This window comes from Paenalcaligenes sp. Me52 (assembly GCF_050487965.1).
GTDB lineage: Bacteria > Pseudomonadota > Gammaproteobacteria > Burkholderiales > Burkholderiaceae_B > Paenalcaligenes.
In genome coordinates, this window is sequence record NZ_JBKQFO010000001.1 from 403,854 (window position 1) to 425,059 (window position 21,206).

At 50.6% G+C, this 21,206-nt stretch carries 19 protein-coding genes; 9 read left to right on the forward strand and 10 right to left on the reverse strand.

Features of this window, described 5'->3' with window-relative positions; genetic code table 11:
• Window positions 1-56: 56 nt before the first annotated feature.
• The 3 genes from ACLO87_RS01860 to ACLO87_RS01870 form a co-directional block, all read right to left on the reverse strand.
• Window positions 57-980 (reverse strand): MurR/RpiR family transcriptional regulator, encoded by a 924-nt coding sequence (locus tag ACLO87_RS01860; protein ID WP_430222642.1) that lies wholly within the window; start codon window positions 978-980, stop codon window positions 57-59.
• A gap of 6 nt (window positions 981-986) precedes the next feature.
• On the reverse strand, window positions 987-2,024 hold the full coding sequence (locus tag ACLO87_RS01865; protein ID WP_430222643.1) for a C45 family autoproteolytic acyltransferase/hydolase: 1,038 nt from the start codon (window positions 2,022-2,024) through the stop codon (window positions 987-989).
• A gap of 239 nt (window positions 2,025-2,263) precedes the next feature.
• Window positions 2,264-3,154, reverse strand: coding sequence for a MurR/RpiR family transcriptional regulator (locus ACLO87_RS01870; protein WP_135866636.1), 891 nt, complete (start codon window positions 3,152-3,154; stop codon window positions 2,264-2,266).
• A gap of 164 nt (window positions 3,155-3,318) precedes the next feature.
• Here ACLO87_RS01870 and ACLO87_RS01875 point away from each other — a divergent pair, with 164 nt between their 5' ends.
• From ACLO87_RS01875 to ACLO87_RS01885, 3 genes are all read left to right on the forward strand, one after another.
• Window positions 3,319-4,650: an aspartate aminotransferase family protein gene (locus tag ACLO87_RS01875; RefSeq protein ID WP_430222644.1), complete on the forward strand. Its 1,332-nt coding sequence runs from the start codon at window positions 3,319-3,321 to the stop codon at window positions 4,648-4,650.
• 18 nt (window positions 4,651-4,668) lie between these two features.
• On the forward strand, window positions 4,669-5,193 hold the full coding sequence (locus ACLO87_RS01880) for a carboxymuconolactone decarboxylase family protein (protein ID WP_430222645.1): 525 nt from the start codon (window positions 4,669-4,671) through the stop codon (window positions 5,191-5,193).
• 227 nt (window positions 5,194-5,420) lie between these two features.
• On the forward strand, window positions 5,421-7,151 hold the full coding sequence (locus ACLO87_RS01885) for a porin (RefSeq protein WP_430222646.1): 1,731 nt from the start codon (window positions 5,421-5,423) through the stop codon (window positions 7,149-7,151).
• Window positions 7,152-7,270: 119 nt separating this feature from the next.
• Here ACLO87_RS01885 and ada read toward each other — a convergent pair whose 3' ends face one another.
• Window positions 7,271-8,104, reverse strand: a complete 834-nt coding sequence (gene ada, locus ACLO87_RS01890) for a bifunctional DNA-binding transcriptional regulator/O6-methylguanine-DNA methyltransferase Ada (protein WP_430222647.1) — start codon at window positions 8,102-8,104, stop codon at window positions 7,271-7,273.
• A 32-nt stretch (window positions 8,105-8,136) separates the two neighbouring features.
• Window positions 8,137-8,694: a methylated-DNA--[protein]-cysteine S-methyltransferase gene (gene ogt / locus ACLO87_RS01895; protein WP_135864989.1), complete on the reverse strand. Its 558-nt coding sequence runs from the start codon at window positions 8,692-8,694 to the stop codon at window positions 8,137-8,139.
• A 129-nt stretch (window positions 8,695-8,823) separates the two neighbouring features.
• On the opposite strand from ogt, the gene ACLO87_RS01900 reads away from it, so the two are divergent.
• The 5 genes from ACLO87_RS01900 to ACLO87_RS01920 all read left to right on the forward strand — a co-directional run bounded on the left by ACLO87_RS01900 (window position 8,824) and on the right by ACLO87_RS01920 (window position 16,240).
• Complete coding sequence (locus ACLO87_RS01900; RefSeq protein WP_135864987.1) at window positions 8,824-9,759, forward strand: cation diffusion facilitator family transporter; 936 nt, start codon at window positions 8,824-8,826, stop codon at window positions 9,757-9,759.
• Between the two features lie 134 nt (window positions 9,760-9,893).
• On the forward strand, window positions 9,894-10,697 hold the full coding sequence (locus ACLO87_RS01905) for a hypothetical protein (protein WP_430222649.1): 804 nt from the start codon (window positions 9,894-9,896) through the stop codon (window positions 10,695-10,697).
• 32 nt (window positions 10,698-10,729) lie between these two features.
• Window positions 10,730-11,803: a uroporphyrinogen decarboxylase gene (gene hemE, locus ACLO87_RS01910; RefSeq protein WP_135864985.1), complete on the forward strand. Its 1,074-nt coding sequence runs from the start codon at window positions 10,730-10,732 to the stop codon at window positions 11,801-11,803.
• A gap of 282 nt (window positions 11,804-12,085) precedes the next feature.
• Window positions 12,086-14,182, forward strand: coding sequence for a primosomal protein N' (locus ACLO87_RS01915; protein ID WP_430222650.1), 2,097 nt, complete (start codon window positions 12,086-12,088; stop codon window positions 14,180-14,182).
• Window positions 14,183-14,194: 12 nt separating this feature from the next.
• The gene (locus ACLO87_RS01920; RefSeq protein WP_430222651.1) at window positions 14,195-16,240 is read left to right on the forward strand and encodes a UvrD-helicase domain-containing protein; all 2,046 of its coding nucleotides are present in this window, start codon (window positions 14,195-14,197) and stop codon (window positions 16,238-16,240) included.
• 125 nt (window positions 16,241-16,365) lie between these two features.
• On the opposite strand, the gene ACLO87_RS01925 is transcribed toward ACLO87_RS01920, so the two are convergent.
• Both ACLO87_RS01925 and ACLO87_RS01930 read right to left on the reverse strand, forming a co-directional pair.
• On the reverse strand, window positions 16,366-16,491 hold the full coding sequence (locus tag ACLO87_RS01925; protein WP_430220988.1) for a hypothetical protein: 126 nt from the start codon (window positions 16,489-16,491) through the stop codon (window positions 16,366-16,368).
• A gap of 56 nt (window positions 16,492-16,547) precedes the next feature.
• Window positions 16,548-16,739 (reverse strand): hypothetical protein, encoded by a 192-nt coding sequence (locus tag ACLO87_RS01930; RefSeq protein ID WP_135864979.1) that lies wholly within the window; start codon window positions 16,737-16,739, stop codon window positions 16,548-16,550.
• 242 nt (window positions 16,740-16,981) lie between these two features.
• On the opposite strand from ACLO87_RS01930, the gene ACLO87_RS01935 reads away from it, so the two are divergent.
• Window positions 16,982-18,205 (forward strand): CaiB/BaiF CoA transferase family protein, encoded by a 1,224-nt coding sequence (locus ACLO87_RS01935; protein WP_135864978.1) that lies wholly within the window; start codon window positions 16,982-16,984, stop codon window positions 18,203-18,205.
• Window positions 18,206-18,520: 315 nt separating this feature from the next.
• Here the strand turns inward: ACLO87_RS01935 and ACLO87_RS01940 are convergent, their stop codons facing one another.
• From ACLO87_RS01940 to trpD, 3 genes are all read right to left on the reverse strand, one after another.
• Window positions 18,521-19,249, reverse strand: coding sequence for a uracil-DNA glycosylase (locus ACLO87_RS01940; protein ID WP_430222652.1), 729 nt, complete (start codon window positions 19,247-19,249; stop codon window positions 18,521-18,523).
• A gap of 10 nt (window positions 19,250-19,259) precedes the next feature.
• Window positions 19,260-20,054, reverse strand: a complete 795-nt coding sequence (trpC, locus tag ACLO87_RS01945; protein ID WP_430222653.1) for an indole-3-glycerol phosphate synthase TrpC — start codon at window positions 20,052-20,054, stop codon at window positions 19,260-19,262.
• Window positions 20,055-20,158: 104 nt separating this feature from the next.
• A complete protein-coding gene (gene trpD, locus ACLO87_RS01950; protein ID WP_430222654.1) occupies window positions 20,159-21,190 on the reverse strand; it encodes an anthranilate phosphoribosyltransferase in 1,032 nt (343 codons plus the stop codon).
• Between the last annotated feature and the right edge of the window lie 16 nt (window positions 21,191-21,206).

Below are 21,206 nucleotides of genomic sequence, written 5' to 3' on the forward strand. Positions count from 1 at the left end.
AAGTAGGTGTTGTTGTGAAGAAGAGGGCCCTGAGGTGCTGGTGATGCGGCAAGACCTCAGGGCTGCTCTATTTGTAGCGCAACCAGATACTTTTCACGTTTCTCCAATGCAGCAATGGCGGTGCTTTCTAACTGACGTGCCGTTTGGTTGATCAGGGCTTCCGAGAGCACAAAATAGGCGCTGACACTATTGTTGAAGAAGTTACTGCGATATGGCACCACAAAGGTATGTGTGGCAACACGAGCAAGCGGTGATAGCTCTTGGTCAGTAAGGGCAATCACCGTAATGCCAGCTACGTTTGCCAGTTCAGCGACAGCGATGACTTCGCGGGTATACGGGTAGACACTGACGGTGACCAGCACATCACCGGGTTCTAGCTGTGCCAACCCCTCAGCCGCACCCAAGTTAGCAGGGTCTAACAACCCTACGTCACTACGGATTAGGCCTAACCCATAACAAAAAAACTGTGCCAGCGAACTGTATTGGCGTTTGCCGTGAATGCGTACACGTGGCGCGTGTGCGAGTTCCTGTGCTGCCGTGATGATAGTTTCGGCAGACAGCAGTTGCAGGCTGTGCTGGATAGTGTGACAGGCTTCTGTGGCTAAGGTGGTGGCATGTGCCAGCGCATCATCGTCAGCGTGTAATGGGGATTGTGGCTGCGATGCTTTGAGTAGTTGTGTGGCCTGCACACTGTAAAACGATGAAGATTGTGATGCTAAGTGATCTCGCAACAAACGTTGAAAGTCGGCAAAACCACTAAATCCTAATTTCTTGACTAAGCGAGTCAGGGAAGAAGGGTTGATATAGAGTCGCTCGGCCAATTCAGTGATGGACAGTAGCGCGGCCTCTTGAGGATGAGACAAGATTTTGCCCAGCGCGGCCAGCGTCTTTTCCCCTAAATGCACGGAACTGTTTTGATCACTAATGTTGTGAGCCAGTTGGCGCAGGGCCTCTAGATCGGCGGGGCGAGAAATGCTCATATTGTTTTAGTTACGCTGTAAGCCAGTAAATGAGAACAACGGTGCACGACTAGGGCCGTCATAGACCGACCAGGTGAGGTTGTGACCTTCAAATAAGAAGTCTGCCGTTGCCATGGTGTTTTCGTTGTCGCTGTCGTTCGCTTCACGTCTATAAATAGGGTAGGTGTCGTGCTCGTGATTGCCCAGTATGGCGAGCGCATCCACCGTGCTGTTTGGTCGGGTACGGGCGTCTTGCAGCAAGCGTTCGCCTTGTACTTGTCGATAGCCCGATGAACCGGTGATGATTTGTGGGTAATCGCGCTGTGCCGCATGAATGGCATGGTTAGCGTGAAAGCCTAGATGCTCTATGGGTTCAACCGATACATCGGCCCTATTAAATTCCACACTGTGTATGCTGCTATACGCATCACATAAGCTAAGGTGAAACGCCCCTGAGCGCACATGGCTACGTAGCAAACGAATGGCGGCTTCTACCGAGGGCTGGCTCAGAATGGCACGGCACAACACCATACGAGGAATACCAGGCTTGGCATCTAATGAACGTATATTGTTCACCGTCATGACCAACTGATTCACGTTGGTGGCAAAGGTGTGGCCGGGTATAGAGCCAGGGTACGCAAAGGATACAAAGGCAGTATCCTCTGTGGGTGTGGCATGCACAATCGCACAGTGACTATAAAAGCTAGGGTCACCATCTTCGTTGTGAGTAATGCGTCGATGCGAGGGCGTAGCTTGCTGCACAGTGGTGCAGCCGTCAGGCGCCATGGCCCACAAGTCACCTCTACAGTTCCACATAAAGGTTTCATCTATGGATAGCTGCAAGCCTACGGCAAGGCCCTCGATTTCTTCCCAAATAGTAGGAAAGTGAGTTTGCACCTGCGCTTTCATGTGCTGTAGTTCGGCAGAGCCTAACCACTTACGCAACTGCTGCCAGGTATCGCTGGGCAGTAGTTTTTGATGGATGGCTTGCGCCCCGAATTGACCAAGTTGCACACCTATTTCATGGTGTGAGCCACTGATCTGCAAATAGTGAAGACTGGACATCGTTCTAGGCCCGACAAAAAGGGGATAGACATGCGTACTGCGAGTATGCGCTTCGTTTTTTACATTATGGGATGGTTGTTAAGATTAGGCAAATAAATTTGCATTGAAAATTGTATGCAAATTTATTTGCCTAATCGGGGTATGAGTCGCTATCGCCGCAGGTGCAGCAAGGCACGGTGATATACGTAGAGAATGCACTGGGCATGCCATGTTAGCGAGTGCCCAGAGTGGCTTTTCAGTTAGTGCTTAGTCCAGTAAGCACCCGTGTGGTGCAACTGCTGCTCAGCTTTAGCAATATCGTTGACGGCACGCATGCCGGTACGTGCTAACAATTGCTCAGCCAGCACTTCTACCAATGCTGAAGCCGCTGTTATTGAGGGGAAGAACGACGAGGTTTCGGTGTTGAACAGCAATAAACCGTTGGCCTCTAGCGCAATGGGGGCAACAGCACTGTCGCACAGCGCAACAATTTGGCTACCCGCGGCTTTAGCTGCTTCGTAGACCCGTACGATTTCCTGAGAGTAGGGCGCAAAGCCAATTAGCAGCACTACATCTTGAGGGCCTAGGCTGCGTAGTTCCATTTCCAATGTGCCTGCATCGCTGCGCAACATGTAAACGGAAGGGCGAAACAGCCTATATAGATAGTGAAAACCAAATGCGGGTGGGTACGAGGCTCTAAACCCCGCCACATACACACGCTTGGCTTTGTGAATCATGTCGGTCACAGCAGCTAGCTTTTCGGTATTCAGATTTTCCAACGCTTGGATGTTCAGCATTTGTGCATCCAGCATTTTTTGCTGCTTGTTGGGTGAGCGTTTGCTGCGTACCACGCGTTGTGCTTGCTCGGCATAGCCTTTCACTACCGTTTGCGGCAGTGAATGCACAAACACCGTTTTGAGCCCTGCCCAACCGCTATAGCCCAATGACTGAGCTAGACGAACCAGCGTGGCCGGTTGTACACCAGCTTGGCTAGCAACGGTGCGCATGGAAACCACAGGCACCTCGGCAGGGTGATCCAGCAGATAGCGAACAGCGACCTGAAATTGCGGTGGCAGGCTCGCAAACTCGGCCTGTAAGCGCTGAATCAGATCATCAAAAGTCGTAGGAGGGGCTAGGTGTGGACGCGTCATTCGCAAAGTATATATCAACTACGCTGCGGCAAAGAGGCCACAGAAAAAAGGGTTTTTCTGGATTATGCACTAGAGTTGATTTATTTGTTGTATTGTATTTATCATATTCAACAAATGTTGTTTCTATTGGTGCAGTTCCTACTAGGAATTTAAAGGTAGCCGCTATGACTCATGTGTTTCATCGCAACCCCAAAACACAGCTGCCACGTGCTGTGCGCGGTGAGGGTATTCATCTTATTGATGCTGAAGGTAAACGTTATATTGATGCGTCGGGCGGGGCAGCCGTATCGTGCCTAGGCCATAGCCATCCCGATGTGGTGGCGGCGATCAAAACACAGCTAGATGCATTGCCGTATGCTCACTCGGCCTTCTTTACCAACGATGCTGTGGAAGACTTGGCAGATTTCCTGGTTGAACGTGCACCGGGTGATTTGAATCACGTGTATTTTGTGTCGGGCGGTTCTGAGGCGGTAGAAGCAGCACTAAAACTGGCCAGACAATATTTTGTAGACACCAATCAGCCTTCACGCCGTATTTTCATTGCCCGTAAACAAAGCTACCACGGCAACACGCTGGGCGCGTTGGGTATTGGCGGTAACGCATGGCGTCGTGCGCCGTTCTTGCCGCTGCTTACTGAGTCTCATCACGTATCGCCGTGCTATGCCTACCGCGACCAATTGGCAGGTGAAAGCGAAGAAGCTTACGCACAGCGCTTGGCTGATGAACTAGACAGCATGATCAAAGACCTAGGCCCTGAAAATGTAGCGGCCTTTGTGGCTGAGCCTGTAGTGGGGGCGACGGCTGGTGTATTACCCCCCGTTAATGGCTACTTGAAGAAAATCCGCGAAGTCTGCGACCGTCATGGCGTGCTGCTGATTTTTGATGAAGTTATGTGCGGTATGGGGCGTACAGGCCATTTGTTTGCATGTGCAGAAGATGGTGTTGCTCCCGATATTTTGACCATCGCTAAAGGCTTGGGTGCTGGGTATCAGCCTATAGGTGCGATGCTAGCAAGTGAAAAAATTTACCAAGCTATTTTGGCTGGTTCTGGGTATTTCCAACACGGTCATACTTACATGAGCCATGCCACTGCGTGTGCAGGCGCATTAGCGGTACAGAAAGTTATCGAGCGCGATAACTTGCTTGAAAACGTACGTGCCCGTGGCGAACAATTGCGTAGTGAGTTGCGTGCTGCGTTGGGTTCACACCCTAATGTGGGCGATATCCGTGGTCGTGGTTTGTTCACAGGTATTGAGTTGGTCGCCGACAAGCAAAGCAAAGAACCTTTGGATCCCGCCCTAAAAACGCATGCCAAAATGAAGTCTGTAGCGCAGTCGCTAGGGCTGTTGATGTACCCCGGTGGTGGCACTATTGATGGTGTACGTGGCGATCATATCTTGTTGGCACCCCCATTTATTTGCACCGCTGAAGACATCAGTCGTATTGTTGCACTGTTGACGCAAACCATTCATCAGGTTTTGCCAGTCCAATCTTGAGTAACGGAGGAATTCTGGATGGCCCGTATTGATTACGCCGATTTACAAGACCCTGAGGTAAGCCCGCTGGTTGAGCAGATCATTGCAGAGCGCGGTAGCGTACTGCACTTGTATCAAATGCTGTTAAATAGCCCACCCATTGCTAAAGGTTGGTTGAATCATTTGACTGGTATTCGCTTGAACAGCAGTTTGCCGGGCGATTTGCGCGAGCTGATCATCATGCGGGTAGCGGTGCTGAACAACGCGCCTTACGAGGCCGACCAGCATGCGCCTATTGCTCTGAAAGAAGGGGTAAGCCAAGCGCAGTTAGACGAGCTGCAAACATGGCAAAGCTCTACCTTGTTCGACGAGCGCACCCGTGCGGTGCTGGCCTATACCGATGCCATGACTCGTGATGTTCAAGTGAACGACACGGTTTTTGCCGCCATCAAGTCGCATTTTGACAAGCGTGAAATTGTTGAGCTAACCGCCACTATTGCTACTTACAACATGGTGTCGCGTTTCTTGGAAGCTCTGCAAATCCATAGTGATGATCATCGCTAAAACCTAGCCGTCATGGCGTGCATCGCCATGATATTAGGGCTTTAAGTACACGTTATACACGGGCACTATACCTGTGTATAACGAAGCGATGCTTAGAGATGCCAGTACTATGCCAAGGCAGTCTGGCTGCGCATGGGGGGCGGTGCGAAAATACTGGGAGTTCGCGTTATCGGATGATTACGTCATCACATAACCCCGTATTTTCGCATCACTTGCAGGACAGACCCATGCAACATGTATACCAATCCCCCGCCTTTTTTACAGGTTCCGCCGCTACGCCACTGCGTACTGTGCGTAGAGCCGATTGCCAGCTTTCCACATACGCTCACTTGTCATTAACAACAGTATTAAAAAAGTTGGGCACGCAACACCAAGGTCTGTCTTTTACAGAAGTATTGAACAGATTAATGAAGCAAGGTCTGAACCGTATTACGGTCAAAAAAGGCAGTGCTCCAGACTTGGCAGCCTATGCAAAACTGATGTCACAACAAAGCTGTATGGTGCGTAGACAGAACCCTGTAGCAGGTCATGAGGGCAGCTACCAAGGTAAAGTCTCTGCTAGCTTGTTAGTGCCTGGCGATATGGTGCTGTTGGGTGCAGGGGATTGGGTTCCCGCCGATGTGCGCATCATTAGTCAAGACAACTTGGTGCTAGAGCGCATGGTATTGCAAGCGTGGCCAGATAGTTGTGCAATGGGTGACAAAGTCATCGCCGGTACAGCACAGGCTGTAGTGGTAGCAACGGGAGAGCACACCTTGTTGAGCTTGTTAATGCAAATGCCACAGCAGCAGCGCACCGCACAAGAACACCATTCATTATTAACCAGTTGGCGTCACAGTTTGCTGCGCGTGTTGGGTAGCTGCGCTGCCATGTTGGTAGCAGGCGGTCTGGCCCTGCATTCCGCAGCTAGTCATGCTGAAACTGAATTGTCCTTGTACGGTACGTTGGATACGGGCATGAGCTGGACGCGTATCTCTGGGCAAGGTCATCGCACAGGTCTAGAAGAGGGTGGCCAAACTGATTCACTGTGGGGGCTGCGAGGCCAAGAAGACCTAGGTGGTGGCACCTACGCTAATTTTAGATTGGAAGGCGGTTTAAACCTGTTAACTGGTTCAGCAGAAGAACCTGATCGTTTGTTCAATTACCAATCCTGGTTGGGGTTGAGTAACGAGCAGTGGGGCGAGCTGCGTTTTGGTCGCCAGTACACAGTCGGCCAAGAGTTTGTGTCCGAGCTAGAAATTGCAGGCTGGAAAGACTTTGGCATGGGTGCTTTGATGCGTGCATCCGATAACTATCAGGTTTCTAGCGCAGCAACGTGGATCAGCCCTGAGTGGTCTGGTTTCCAGTTGGGGGTAACGCATAGCCGCGATGTGGGCGAGCGTGATTGGGAAAAAAACCGCAAGCAAGTCTATAGCGTTGCAGGCCGTTATGAAAATGGTCCATGGCAGGTTGCTACCAGCTACGAACGTCTACAACGCGTGAGCGTAGACGGTGATAAAGCGCGTGCACCGCAAGCATTGCAGGTGGCATTGAGCTATGACTTTGGCAGTGTGCGTTTGGCCACTGCATGGAGTCGCCAACAAAATGGTTTTGTAGGGCGTAATGGCGAAGATGCACCAGCCAGTTTAGAAAGCATTGGCTTGGACGGCTTAGGCCCAGAGGAGTTTGTGAAAGGCGGCAGACTAGATACCTGGTATTTGGGTGCAGCAGTAGAGCTAGGTGGTGGTGAAGTGCAAATGCAATGGGCATTTGGTAAGCCTAACTGGACATGGGAAGACACAGGCAGCAAAGCCCGCAAAATGCAGGTGATGTCGCTGGGTTATGTGTACCCACTGTCTCCACGCACCAGCTTGTACGCCTTTGCGGCACATGGCAAACACTATGATCCTGAGAATGTAGTGACAGCGGCTGAGCCACACTCAAACCGTGTTGCCGTCGGTCTGACACATCACTTCTAAGCGTTTTTGTGGTGAATGCAGAGCAGGTTTTGACTCACTCGTTCTGTATCTGTAACACCCCAAGGTTGGGTCCGTGCCCACCGTTTGGGGTGTTTTTTATATGAAAATTCCTACGTTGATTAGGCTGACTGCTCGCGTTGCAACAGTTGTTGTTTGCGAGCTAAACCCCAGCGGTAGCCGCCTAACTCACCACTGCTACGCACCACGCGATGACAAGGAATCGCAAAGGCTAATTTATTTGCTCCGCAGGCATTGGCGACAGCACGTACAGCTTTAGGCGCACCAATGCGGTGGGCAAGTTCGCTATAGCTGACAGTGCTACCGGGTGGAATGTCTCGTAATGCTTGCCACACCCGTTCTTGGAATGCGGTGCCTTGTATGTCTAGAGGCAGATGTATGCCTATGTTTGGCTGCTCTATAGCCCCCACAACGTGAGCAACCAGTTTGTCGAAATCCGGGTCATCACCAATGAGCTGCGCCTTAGGGAACAGGTCTTGCAGTTGTTGTAGTACGGCTTCTGGCTCGTCATCTAACAGGATGGCACACACACCATGCTGACTTTGTGCCACGGCAATTGCCCCTAGAGAACATTGTCCTAAGGCAAAGCGAATATCAGAGCCAGTTCCACCGGTTTTGTAATGTTTGGCTGGCATGCCTAGTAATTGCTGCGACTGTTCATAAAAGCGGCTGTTGGAATTAAAGCCTGCTTCATAAATGGCATCGGTGACGCTGTGCTTAGGATCTTGCAGGGCCGCGCGTAAGCGTTGTGCTCGACATGCCGCGGCGTAGGCTTTGGGGGTTAAACCGGTTTCTGCTTTGAAAACGCGGTGAAAGTGATAAGGGCTCAGGCCAGCTGCTGCAGCCAATTCCGCCAGACTCGGGGCAGGGTCTAGTGTTTGCAGTTGGCGGCAAGCCTCAGCGATTAGTGCGGTATGGTGTGTAGTAGTACGCATGGCAGAGCTTCATAAACAAGTCCTATGAGCCTTTAGCGTAAAACTAAAGGCAATTGGCCACACTCCGTTTCTTGCTGTGTATGGGCGCGTTCGTGTTGCAGCAGCCAGAGTTTACGAGGCAAGCCACCACCATAGCCGGTTAAACGTTGGTTACTACCTATCACGCGGTGGCAGGGGATCACGATACTGATGGGGTTAGCACCATTGGCTAATCCTACCGCACGCACCGCTTTAGGGTTATGAATACGTTCTGCTAACTCACCATAGCTAATGGTTTGTCCACAAGGAATGGTCAACAGGGTTTGCCATACCTGACGTTGGAAGTCGGTACCGCCTGTGCTGGTGGCCAACTGTTCTATGGCTTGCATATCACCGTCAAAATATCGCAGTACGGCTTGGGTTGCGGTAGAGCGCTGGTCGGTGTTTTTTACGGTATAGGCCTGACCCTTATATTGCCGCTGCATCAGGGTGTGCAAGCGTTGTGCATAGTCTTCCCAATCTAGGGCGCGTAGCTTTCCCTGTTCGTCGGTAACGACCAACATTTCGCCCAATGGAGTGGGTGCGCGTTCAAGTAAGAAAAGGGTAGGCATGGCAGTTGTACAGCAGTGAATAAGCAGTAAGACAGTGTAGAGTTTTCGCGTCTGATTCGCATCCTCTTTAGGGAAAATGGGCTAACGTATAATCGATGTTTGAGCCTTCAAGCTAGAGCAGGAGCGGGTATGCAACAGGCAGAACAGCAACAGGCAAGGCCTTCATTGGTAAGGTTTGCAGTGCTCTCCATTGTGGGGGCAATTATTACTATTGCCCTGAAATCGGGGGCCTATTTATTAACAGGTTCAGTGGGCTTGTTGTCTGATGCACTGGAGTCTGTTGTCAATCTGGTAGCAGCGATTTTGGCCATGATTGTGTTGATTATTGCTGCCAAGCCTGCCGATGAAAAGCACCCCTACGGGCACGAAAAAGTAGAGTATTTTTCCAGTGGTGCTGAGGGGATGCTGATCCTTGTAGCCGCGCTGATGATTATTGTGACGGCAGTAGACCATTTACTGCATCCAACAGCGCTAGAACAGCCCGGTTTAGGTATGGGGCTAGCGGTGCTGGCGTCAATAGTGAACTTTGTGTTGGCCCGCATACTGCTGTCAGCAGCGCGTCGTCATGACTCAATAACGCTAGAGGCTGATGCTCAGCATATTCTCAGTGATGTCTGGACTACCGGTGGTGTATTGGTGGGGGTGGGCATAGTCATGCTGACTGGCTGGCTATGGGTGGACTCAGTGGTCGCCATCATCGTGGGGCTGCATATTATTCGTACAGGTTGGGGCTTGGTCAAACGCTCTATCAATGGGTTGATGGATGCCGCCCTCGCTGATGACGAAATTGCCAAAATTACGGCAGTCTTAGATAGCTACCAAACACAGGGTGTTTTGTATCATGCCTTGCGCACGCGACGCTCTGGCGCGCAGCGCTTTATGTCAGTGCATATTTTGGTTCCGGGCAAGTGGTCGGTACAAACAGGGCACGACTTACTGGAAGAAATAGAGCAGCGTATTGCAGAAGTGGTGAATCCCATCCAAATAGATAGCCATTTAGAGCCTTTGGAAGACCCTGCTTCGTGGGATGATGGTGAAGCGATGCCAGCAGAGCTACGCGAGTGAGCACGTAACTAGCAAAGTAGGCAGGCTTTAGCACTTAGTAGTTGCTGAGTTGTTAAAACACCGAATTGTGAGTGCTTTATGCTTTAACTACAGTACCTCCATGTTTGAAGTGCAGTCATTCACGGAGGTAAACGATGAGGGATCCCATCGACTGTGCAGTATTAATGTTAGACGGCCAGCACGCATGGGCTAGTGCTGTAGTTGGCGAGTATGCTCAAGGCAGGTTGCGCGTGCAGATGCTGCAACGTGAAGATTCGTTATTGGCACAAGAGGCTGAAGCCACCCAACTATTGCGAGCCTTAGCTATGCCTGCCCGACGCTTTGATGCGTGTTTGCTTTCTGTGTGTCAGCAAAACTTAGCGTTGGTACGTCAAAACCTGTTTTTTGCTCAACAAAGCTTTCAGACGCCGCTGTTTTGTTTGGTGGAAAATCTGAAGGCGGCAGCCATGAATGATCTGTTGAAATTAGGTGTGGCAGATTTTCTACGGGCGCCAATGTGTTTGGAAGAGTTACGCACACGTATTCATATGTTGAAACGGGTGCGACAGGCGGCCCATGCTTTGCAAGATAAGGCAACCACGGCCTATTATGCGGTGGATCTCAATAAGGTAGGCGCAGGGCACAGTGTCGAAGAAGACCATTTATGCGCTACCATATTGCAGCAGAGCGGGGCCACCCTTGAAGCCTATGCCGCAGCAGTTGCTACACGATATGCCACATCGCGAGAATCCTTTCAGGATGCCAAAAATATTGTGGTTTCGCGGTTTGAACAAGCGTATATACGAGCAGCATTAGGGCGTAGTGCCGGCAATATAGCCATGGCGGCGCGTTCAGTGCAGAAGCACCGACGTGCATTTTGGGCGCTGATGCGTAAGCATGATATCAAGGCGGAAGGCTTTAGAAGCCCATCAGGGCCCCCAGTACACACCGACAGCTAAAATTGTCGGGCATTTTTCTTATAGGGATTGCTGTGTCTTTACCACAACTTAAAAACGATATTCTGTTGCGTTCATTGCTACGTGAGCCTGTGCCATATACCCCTGTTTGGCTAATGCGCCAGGCAGGTCGTTATTTGCCAGAATACCGGGCAACTCGTGCTGAGGCCGGTTCTTTTATGGGGCTAGCTCAAAATCGGGAGTATGCGTGTGAGGTCACATTGCAGCCATTGCGCCGTTTTGATCTGGATGCGGCAATTCTGTTTTCCGATATTTTGACCGTACCCGATGCAATGGGTTTGGGTTTGGGCTTTTACGAAGGCGAAGGCCCACGTTTTGCATCGCCTATTCGTACTGAAGCCGACGTAGATAAACTGCATGTGCCTGATATGGCAAAACTGCAGTACGTGTTTGATGCGGTTGAGCTAATCCGCCAAGAATTAGATGGTCGTGTACCACTGATTGGTTTTGCTGGCAGCCCATGGACTATTGGCTGCTACATGGTTGAAGGTCAAGGCTCGTCTGATTACCGCATGATCAAAAGCATGCTGTACGCGCGACCTGATCTTTTGCACCGTATTTTGAAAATCAACGCAGAAACCACCATTGAATACCTAAACCAGCAAATTCGTTCTGGTGCACAAGCCGCGATGATTTTTGATAGCTGGGGCGGTGTGTTGGCCGATGGCTTATTCCAAGAGTTCTCCCTGCAGTACACCAAAATGGTGGTAGATGGCCTGATTCGCGAGCATGATGGTAGAAAAGTACCTGTGATCGTGTTTACCAAAGGTGGTGGCCAATGGTTGGAAACTATCGCTGATTGTGGCTGTGACGCCATGGGTTTAGATTGGACAGTGAACCTTTCTAAAGCACGTCAGCGTATTCAAGACAAAGTAGCATTCCAAGGTAACTTGGATCCTATGACCATGTTTGGTGGCGAAGAAGCCATTCGTCGCGAAGTACGCCGAGTTATTGATGACTATGGTGTGGTAGGTAAAGGTGGCCACGTCTTTAACTTTGGCCACGGGATCTCTCGCTTCACAGATCCTGATATGGTTAAAGTGTTGGTAGACGAGGTACATAGTTACAGTGCAGCCATGCACAAGTAAGTAAATAAGGGCCTTTGGGCCCTTTTTCACGATTGACATACTGTGGTTGTACACAGTTTTACAAAATAGCTGACTTAGAAGTCGTTATTCATCATAAGTCTTCGGTTTGTTTTGCAAGTTATTGAATTTAAAGAAATATACTTTCTTTTCAACAGGGACTGTTTATTTTTACAGTAGGTTGTCCACATCAATCCCCACAGTTTCTGGTGTTTTTTCCCCAAAGTTATCCACAGGCTGGTGCTAAGTACATGCTAGATGTCTTATTGACCAGTGCGAGTCATTATGCATAATCCAACTCCTGCATCTGCAGAGCCTACCTTGAGTGTTGAATCTACAGCCAAATACTGGTTACGGGTAGCCTTGGATGTGCCGCTGGATGATTTGTTTGATTACTACCATGACACGGCAGTGGCGGTGGGCAGCAGAGTGTTGGTGCACTTTGGGCGACGTCAGATGGTGGGGGTGGTGGTAGAAACACCTGAGCAACCGGTGTTTGAGGCTAAGCAGGTTAAAGCCATTGATATGCTGCTGGATGATACTGCGCCATTAAGTGCCGCCAGTTTGCAGATGGCGCATTTTGCTGCCAGCTATTACCAGCGACCAGTAGGCGAGGTATTGCTACCGGTGTTGCCGCTGAGTTTACGTAAACCAGCGGCCTATACCGGTAAGCGCGCTGCGGGTGGGCCAGTAGCGCGTTTACGTAAACGTCGTAAAGCCGCTGCTAAAGCGCTGCCAAACGAGCAAGAAACTATAGTGTTGAATGCGGAGCAGCAACAGGCTGTGCAGCACATTCAATCCGTCGAAGGGCACCAAACGGTATTGCTGCACGGTATTACCGGTAGTGGCAAAACTGAAGTGTATTTAGCCGCTGCTCTGAAGGTATTAGAGCAGGGCAAGCAAGTCTTATTTATGGTGCCAGAGATCAATCTGACACCACAGTTTGAGCAAGCCTTGAGGCGTAGGCTGCAAAAAGATGGTCAAGCCTACGACGTAGCGGTGTTGCACAGCGGTTTGTCTGAGGGTGAGCGTTTGCGTTCTTGGATGTCGTTGGAGCAAGGTGAAGCCCGCGTGCTATTGGGCACTCGTTTGTCTATCTTTGCGCCACTAGAAGAGCTAGGGCTGATCATCGTAGACGAAGAACACGACACCTCGTACAAGCAACAAGAGGGGCTACGGTACTCAGCGCGTGACCTCGCTGTGTGGCGCGGTCATGCGGCACAAGTACCGGTGGTACTAGGTTCTGCTACGCCATCAATGGAAAGCTGGGCGCATGCCAAAGAAGGCCGTTATCAACTGTGTTCGTTAACACAGCGTGCGCGTACTCAGTCATTGCCAGAAATACGGTTGGTAGATACTCGCCGGGCTCAACTGGAAGAGGGCTTTTCACCGCAGTTCTTGGATGCCATGCAAAGCTGCTTAGATAATAAGCAGCAGGTATTGGTGTTTCTGAATAGGCGCGGTTATGCGCCAGTGTTAAGTTGCAGCTCATGCGGCTGGTTAAGCCAGTGCAAGCGTTGTAGTGCCTATACGGTGCTGCACCGTAGTAAGGGCGGCAGAACCTATTTACAGTGTCACCACTGTGGCTATCAAGCTGCCGTACCGCGTTTTTGTCCTGATTGTCGTGACCAAGACCTTAAAGCCATGGGTCGTGGCACACAGCGTGTGGAAGAATTCTTGGCTGAGCATTTCACCGGCGCACGGGTCATGCGCATTGATGCCGACAGTACTAGATTAAAAGGCAGCGCCGAAAAGCTGTTTTCTGAAGTTCATGCTGGCAATGTGGATATCTTGGTAGGTACGCAAATGGTGTCTAAGGGGCACGACTTTGCCAATTTAGGCTTGGTGGTGGTGCTAAATGCCGACTCGCAATTGTTTGCCCAAGATTTCCGAGCACCAGAGCGTCTCTTTGCACAATTAATGCAGGTGGCGGGTAGGGCTGGTCGACATACGGCTGGTGCGCGCGTGCTGATACAAACTGGTTATCCAGAACAAGTGGTGTATCAGTCGTTGTTGAGGCAAGATTATGTGGGCTTTGCGCGTGTCACATTAGAAGAGCGTAAAACGGTAGGGTTACCGCCGTATTCGTACCAAGCATTGTTGACCGCAGACGCACCAGAATTGGCGCGTGTATTAAGTTTTTTGACGGTAGCCAAAGAGCAGGCGCAAACCTTAACAGGCATACAGCACGTGCAGTTGTATGATCCTGTGCCGTTGCGTATTGTGCGAGTTGCCAATAGCGAGCGGGCGCAGTTGCTGGCCGAAAGTCAGCATCGTCCAGCGTTGCAGCAGTTTTTACGTCACTGGCGCCATGTATTGACGCCATTGGCTAAAGAGTATCGGGTACGTTGGGTACTAGAAGTAGACCCCTTGGAGATTTAAGGATAGAACCCTATGACCGTGAGCAATCAAGTACCCACGGATTTAAATGCTGAACAGCGCGAGGCCGTGCTGTATTTGGATGGGCCTGCATTGGTATTGGCTGGTGCAGGCAGTGGTAAAACACGTGTAATTACCCAAAAAATGGCGTATTTATTACGTGACTGTGGCTACAGTGGGCGTAATGTGGTGGCGCTCACCTTTACCAATAAAGCAGCGCGAGAAATGCGCGAACGTTTGGAACAGATTGTAGATAAGCGCTTGATGCGCGGTATTACTGTGAGTACGTTCCACTCGTTGGGGCTAAAGTTTTTGCGTGAAGAATCCAAATGTATAGGGCTGAAAACCAGCTTCTCCATTATGGATTCCAACGATTCTCTAGGTGTGATTCAAGAGTTATTAGCGACCACCGATAAAGGCCGTTTACGCGCCGTACAACAAGAAATTTCCTTGTGGAAAAATGCGCTCTTGGGGCCAGATGCTGCCGAGCGTAGCGCCAGTACGCCTAGTCAGGTAGAAGCTGCACGCGTGTACCGGGATTACTGTGCCACGTTGGCAGCATACCAAGCAGTAGACTTTGATGACCTAGTACGGCTACCCGCGCAAATCTTGCTAGAGCACGAAGAAGTACGCCAGCGTTGGCAGGCTAGGGTGCATTATTTGCTGGTGGACGAATACCAAGATACCAACCAGTGCCAGTATCAGTTCTTGCTTAGCCTGATTGGGTCTAGAGGCATGCTGACGGCAGTGGGGGATGATGATCAAGCTATTTATGCGTGGCGCGGAGCTACCGTAGAAAACTTAGAACGCCTGGGTGTAGACTTTCCAAACTTACGGTTGATCAAACTAGAGCAAAATTACCGGTCCGTGCAGCGCATTTTGACTGCTGCCAATAATGTGATTGGCCACAATCCTGTGGTGTTCGGTAAAAAGCTGTGGTCAGACTTGGGCATAGGCGAAAGCATTTCTATCAAAGCGTCCGAGAACGAGTTGGCCGAAGCCCAATGGGCGGGAGTTACGATTTCAGCCGATCGTTTTGATCGTAAAGCGCAGTGGAAAGATTTTGCTATTTTGTACCGTAGTAATCACCAGGCCAGAATCTTGGAACAAACGCTGCGTGACATGCGTATTCCCTATGTGATTGCTGGTGGGCAAAGCTTTTTTGATAAAGCTGAAATTCGCGATATTTTGGCGTACCTACGTATTATCGCGAATGACCAAGATGATCCTGCCTTTATACGTGCAGCCACTACCCCTAGGCGCGGTATAGGTCAAACCACCTTACAGAGTTTGGGTGAGTATGCTGCAAGTAGTGGTCAGTCCTTATATGAAGCTGTTTTTGAAATAGGGCTTACCGACCGTTTGGCTGAGCGCCAATTGCAGCCTTTGCGCACCTTTGCCGACTTTATTCAACGCATACGAGACAGGTCAGAGCAAGCGGGTGCAGATGCTGGTGAGTTGCTAGACGAATTACTGCATGCCATCGACTACGAACGTTATCTGTATGACATGTTTGATGAGCGTCCCGCGCAATTGCGGTGGACTAACGTCTTAGAGCTTATAAGTTGGCTAAAACGCAAAGCTGATGAAGATGGCATGGGGCTGCGCGAACTGGTGCAGCATGTGGCATTAATCACCATGCTAGAGCGTGGCGAAGACGACGAAGAACCCGATGCAGTACGACTGTCTACCTTGCATGCATCCAAAGGTTTGGAATACCCACACGTGCTGCTCATAGGGGTAGAAGAAGGCTTACTGCCTCACTTAGGGCGCGAAGACGAAGATATCGTGGGTGACGAACACGAGGTGCTGGCTAACCGCGTACAAGAAGAGCGTAGGCTGATGTACGTAGGTATTACGCGTGCTCAGCGTAGTTTGCGTTTGAGTTGGTGTAAACGTCGTCGTAGAGCACGAGAATACGTGGTACGCGAGAAATCCCGTTTTATTGAGGAAATGGGGTTGGAGGCTGTGCCTGAAGAAAGTCCAGAAGACAAAGCCTTAAGCCCCAAAGAACGTTTGGGTCGTCTTAAAGACTTGCTCACCAAACCCGGCAGTGCGTAACGCAGCCTCCTTCAGCGGGGCATAAAAAAATCCCAAATCGAAGGGAGATCGATTTGGGATCTAAGCGAAGTGATGCAATTTGCGGTAACTACATTACTGCCGATAACCGCAGGTATCGTAAGGCATTAGTACCAATGAGAGCGGTAGCGTGGGTCACGCATACGGGCTTCATGAATAGTATCTGCCAACGTCCACAGCATATGAACAGCGCCGTAGGAACAACGTTTCAATGTATGCAGTGCAGTTTTCATGGCAAATAGTCCTCAATCAAGGGTACGGAATTCGGTAGGCTATACAGCCTCAGGTTTTACAAGATGGTGTCTTGAGCGGCTTGAACGCGTGCGTCTTTGATAATACGTTTCAGTGCAATCAATAGTTTTTTCATGGTGGATCTCTCTACGTAATGGGTGGGTGTAGAAATGTGCTGCAGTTTTGCTGCGTATCCAGGCTGTACATCATTCCAGCGCTGGCTGTATAGGTAAGACATTGCAGGAATCATGTACGTCTCTTCTTCATTTCTGAGTAGATGAATCAATTATAGGGTTTACCCTAGTCAGTATGCAAGGGTTTACCCTAGGGTGCTGTAAAAGGTGTTGTTTTTCGTGTGCTTACAGGGGGATGGCGCGAGAATCCTGAGCGCTATTTGCACAATGATGTGTCAAAAAATAAAGAAGTGTGGCGAGCATTGATGCTAACGTATGTCTCTACTTCCCCTTATTTTTGGTAGGTGGTTTACCCCTTATGTCTACTCGCTTAGCTCCGTTAGCTGGGATCCGTGTATTGGATTTGACCCGTGTTTTGGCCGGGCCGTGGTGTACCCAGAACTTGGCTGATTTGGGTGCCGAAGTTATCAAGATTGAACGCCCTGGTTCGGGTGACGATACTCGCGGTTGGGGGCCTCCGTACCTGCGTGATGAAGCTGGTAACAACACTAGCGAAGCGGCGTACTACATGGCTGCTAACCGCAACAAGAAATCAGTCACCGTAGACATGGCCACACCTGAAGGTGCAGAGCTAATACGTGATTTGGCATTGCGTTCTGATATCGTGGTGGAAAACTTCAAAGTAGGGGGCTTGGCTAAATACGGTCTTGATTACGCCTCACTGAAAGCCATCAACCCACGTTTGATTTATTGCTCAGTAACAGGCTTTGGTCAAACCGGCCCGTATGCACCACGCCCTGGTTACGACTTCATGATTCAAGCCATGGGTGGTTTGATGAGCGTAACAGGTGAAAAAGACGACCTACCTGGTGGTGGTCCACAAAAAGCGGGTGTAGCTGTAGCCGATTTGATGACCGGTATGTACGCCACAGTAGGCATCTTGGCGGCGTTGCGTGAGCGTGATCGTTCGGGTTTGGGGCAGCATGTAGACATGGCATTGTTGGATTGCCAAGTCGCCATGATGGCCAACCAAAACATGAACTACCTCACCTCTGGCAAAGCACCACAGCGAGCCGGTAACGCACACCCTAACTTGGTGCCCTACCAAGTATTTGCGACCAGCGATGGCCACATTATTGTGGCCGTAGGCAACGACAGCCAATTCCGTAACTTCTGCCGTGTGGCCGAATGCACCGAACTGGCCGAAGATCCACGCTTCCTGACTAACCCACAGCGTGTGATGAACCGTGAAGCACTGATTCCCGACTTAGCGGAAATCATGCTGACACGTTCTTGCGCAACGTGGTTAGAACAACTGGAAGCCGCAGGTGTGCCAGCGGGCCCAATCAACACCTTGGATCAAGTGCACAACAATCCGCAGGTATTGGCACGTGGCATGAAAATCAGTATGCCTCACCCTACTGCGGGTCAGGCAACCTTGGTGGGTAGCCCCATCCGTTTGTCTGATACACCCGTGGAATACCGCAATGCGCCACCTATGCTGGGTGAGCATACCGAAGAGGTATTGCGTGATGTGTTAGGTTTGGATGCGGCGCAAATTGCCAAATTTACAAATCAGTAAGTAGGCTGGTTAATTCTGCTTGGTAGCTATTGCTGGTAAATGCACGATGTTTAGGCGTGGTTTACCAGCATGTTTTTTTAGGTATGAGCTACATAAGAACGGGCAGTAAACCTAGCAACAGCTAGAAGCATCAGGGGACGGAGAGGAAACTTTTTTGATTTGGTGTCTCAAATCACAAAAAGTATTCCTGCAGTTCCCGGCGCGTGCGATGGATGCAGCATTACGCTGATCTAAGACTGCCTGCACTAGCTGGCGTGTGCGATGAAAGCCGTGCCTCAGTATCGAACCCTGACATTCATGCCCCGATAAACCACCTTAGGACAGCCAGTTAATAGGCTCGTGATTCTGACTCACCAACCATTCATTGGTCTTACGGAAATGCCCATTCCCCATAAATGGTACGGGTGGACGTAAGGCTGACAGAGGGGAAGGGTGGTTAGAGCAGAGTATCTCTATAGGCCCCTTGTGGGCGTGTCGCTTAATCAGAGGCACTTTGGCTTGGGCATGGTTACCCCACAGCAGGAAGACTTTTGGGGTCTCAAAGTTCAGCAAGTGCAGCAGCAGTGCATCGGTAATGTCTTCCCAGCCTTGTTTGGCGTGAGAAGCTGCTTTGCCGTCCTCTACGGTTAACGACGTGTTCAACAGCAGTACACCCTGCCATGCCCAATGACTTAGATCGTTGGTGGGCGTAGAGGCGACGTCGGGGTATTCGGCGTGCAGTTCTTTGAACATGTTGCGCAGGCTTGGAGGCGTGCGTACGTGGTCGGGAACCGAGAAAGACAGACCTTGTGCTTGTTCTGGGCCGTGGTAGGGGTCTTGCCCCAGAATAATGACTTTTACCTGCTCGGGAGCGCTAAGTTCTAGCGCTTTGAACGGGTGTTTGGGGTAAATAGTGGTACCTGCCGCGACTTGGGGCATTAGCCAGTCATCCAACGCTTGCAGTTTTTGTCGAATGGCGGGTTCTGCCATCACACCTTGCCAATCGGCGTGTAGGTGGGGAAGTTGTGCCAGTAGGCTTTGCTGTAAGGTATTGGATGGCTGCATAAATGATGTCTTAGGCGGCGAAAAACAATTCTTCTAGTGCTACACCGGGGTCAGGCTGGCGCATAAAGGCTTCGCCTACCAAGAAAGCGTTTACGTTGTGGTCGCGCATGATCGCAACGTCGTCACGGGTCAGAATGCCGCTTTCAGTAATCACCAGTTTGTCGCTAGGGATATCTTTCAACAGGGATAGAGTGTTATCCAGCGATACATCAAAGCTGCGCAAGTCGCGGTTGTTGATGCCCAGCAAATTGGTTTTCAGCTCTAGGGCGATGTCCAGTTCGTCGCGGCCGTGTACTTCTACGAGTACGTCCATGCCTAATTCCATCGCCAAGGCTTCATATTCTTTCAGTTGGCTAGGCGACAAGGCGGCGACGATCAGCAAGATGCAGTCAGCGCCAATGGCACGGGAGTGAATCACCTGATAGGCATCCACAATAAAGTCTTTGCGCAGTACAGGTAATGCGCAGGCTGCACGTGCTTGGCGTAGGTAGTCGTAACCGCCTTGGAAGTACTGCACATCAGTCAGTACGGACAGGCAAGCTGCACCATGAGCAGCGTAGGAGCTAGCAATCTCAGCCGGTTGAAAATCTTCGCGAATGACGCCTTTGGAGGGCGAGGCTTTTTTGATTTCTGCAATCACAGCAGATTTACCATCCGCATTTTTGTCGTGCAAAGCACGGGCAAAACCACGTAGGTCTTTGCGGTTTTTGGCTTCGCGCAGGACTTCAGCTTCACTGCGCAACTGGCGGGCCGTGGCAACTTCTGCTTTTTTAGTTTCTAGGATTTTGGCGAGAATATCGTTCATGGCGTTCAGCGTAATTCGTCAGGTGGTTGACGTCATTAAGAAAATGTAGGGCTACGATAGCATGAGCCGCCATTATATGGCGACCATGCCTTGGTCGTAGCTGCTTAAATAAAGCGTTTGGTATAGCGACAGAATTCTTCCAGTTTGTCGCGGGCGGCACCGCTAGCCAGCATGTCGGACGCTTTTTCTAAACCAGCTTTGATGCTGCTGGCACCGTTACCGGCATAAATGGCTAAACCAGCATTGAACATCACGATGTCACGCGCAGGGCCGGCTTGGTTATCCAGTGCCTGGTGGATCATGTCGCGAGATTCTTCGCTGTTGTTCACTTTGATAGAACGGTTGGACACCATGCTCAAACCGAAGTCTTCGGGGTGAATTTGGTATTCGCGCACTTCGTCGTCTTTCAATTCGCCTACCAAGGTGCTTGCGCCCAATGAGGCTTCGTCCATGCCGTCCATACCATGTACGATCAGTACGTGTTTGGAACCCAAACGCTGCATAGCGCGTACTTGAATACCTACCAAGTCAGGGTGGAATACACCCATTAATTGGTTGGCGGCATTCGCTGGGTTGGTAAGTGGTCCCAAAATGTTGAAAATGGTGCGCACGCCTAGTTCTTTACGTACGGCGGCAACGTTTTTCATGGCACCGTGGTGAGCAGGGGCAAACATGAAGCCTATGCCAATTTGCTCAATACACTCGGCGACCTGCTCAGGGTTCAGGCTTAGGTTTGCGCCCAAGGCTTCCAATACATCAGCGCTACCAGACGAGCTAGAGGCACTGCGGTTGCCGTGTTTGGCGATTTTGACGCCAGCGGCAGCGGCCACAAACATAGAGGCCGTAGAGATATTGAAGGTATTGCTGCTGTCTCCTCCGGTGCCGCACATATCCAGTAAGTCGGATGTGTCCGGTACGACAACGGGGGTGGAAAACTCACGCATGACCTGAGCCGCGGCGGTAATTTCGCCTATGGTTTCTTTTTTGACTCGCAACCCTATTAGCAGTGCCGCAGCTAATGGCGCAGGCATTTCGCCACGCATCAACATACGCATTAGGTGCAGCATTTCATCGTGGAAAATTTCACGGTGCTCAATGCAGCGCACTAGGGCTTCGGTTGGCGTAATGGTTGTCATGATGGTCCTTTTTCTT

What these genes read in the sequence shown, in the direction of transcription:
- ACLO87_RS01920 (WP_430222651.1), top strand. Translation starts at nt 14,195, where the DNA reads ATGACCGTGAGCAATCAAGTACCCACGGATTTAAATGCTGAACAGCGC.
- ACLO87_RS01870 (WP_135866636.1), bottom strand. Translation starts at nt 3,154, where the DNA reads ATGACGCGTCCACACCTAGCCCCTCCTACGACTTTTGATGATCTGATT.
- ACLO87_RS01880 (WP_430222645.1), top strand. Translation starts at nt 4,669, where the DNA reads ATGGCCCGTATTGATTACGCCGATTTACAAGACCCTGAGGTAAGCCCG.
- ACLO87_RS01925 (WP_430220988.1), bottom strand. Translation starts at nt 16,491, where the DNA reads ATGAAAACTGCACTGCATACATTGAAACGTTGTTCCTACGGCGCTGTT.
- ACLO87_RS01900 (WP_135864987.1), top strand. Translation starts at nt 8,824, where the DNA reads ATGCAACAGGCAGAACAGCAACAGGCAAGGCCTTCATTGGTAAGGTTT.
- ACLO87_RS01865 (WP_430222643.1), bottom strand. Translation starts at nt 2,024, where the DNA reads ATGTCCAGTCTTCACTATTTGCAGATCAGTGGCTCACACCATGAAATA.
- ACLO87_RS01875 (WP_430222644.1), top strand. Translation starts at nt 3,319, where the DNA reads ATGACTCATGTGTTTCATCGCAACCCCAAAACACAGCTGCCACGTGCT.
- ACLO87_RS01915 (WP_430222650.1), top strand. Translation starts at nt 12,086, where the DNA reads ATGCATAATCCAACTCCTGCATCTGCAGAGCCTACCTTGAGTGTTGAA.
- ACLO87_RS01885 (WP_430222646.1), top strand. Translation starts at nt 5,421, where the DNA reads ATGCAACATGTATACCAATCCCCCGCCTTTTTTACAGGTTCCGCCGCT.
- trpD (WP_430222654.1), bottom strand. Translation starts at nt 21,190, where the DNA reads ATGACAACCATTACGCCAACCGAAGCCCTAGTGCGCTGCATTGAGCAC.
- ACLO87_RS01860 (WP_430222642.1), bottom strand. Translation starts at nt 980, where the DNA reads ATGAGCATTTCTCGCCCCGCCGATCTAGAGGCCCTGCGCCAACTGGCT.
- ACLO87_RS01930 (WP_135864979.1), bottom strand. Translation starts at nt 16,739, where the DNA reads ATGATTCCTGCAATGTCTTACCTATACAGCCAGCGCTGGAATGATGTA.
- ACLO87_RS01905 (WP_430222649.1), top strand. Translation starts at nt 9,894, where the DNA reads ATGAGGGATCCCATCGACTGTGCAGTATTAATGTTAGACGGCCAGCAC.
- trpC (WP_430222653.1), bottom strand. Translation starts at nt 20,054, where the DNA reads ATGAACGATATTCTCGCCAAAATCCTAGAAACTAAAAAAGCAGAAGTT.
- ACLO87_RS01940 (WP_430222652.1), bottom strand. Translation starts at nt 19,249, where the DNA reads ATGCAGCCATCCAATACCTTACAGCAAAGCCTACTGGCACAACTTCCC.
- ogt (WP_135864989.1), bottom strand. Translation starts at nt 8,694, where the DNA reads ATGCCTACCCTTTTCTTACTTGAACGCGCACCCACTCCATTGGGCGAA.
- ada (WP_430222647.1), bottom strand. Translation starts at nt 8,104, where the DNA reads ATGCGTACTACTACACACCATACCGCACTAATCGCTGAGGCTTGCCGC.
- ACLO87_RS01935 (WP_135864978.1), top strand. Translation starts at nt 16,982, where the DNA reads ATGTCTACTCGCTTAGCTCCGTTAGCTGGGATCCGTGTATTGGATTTG.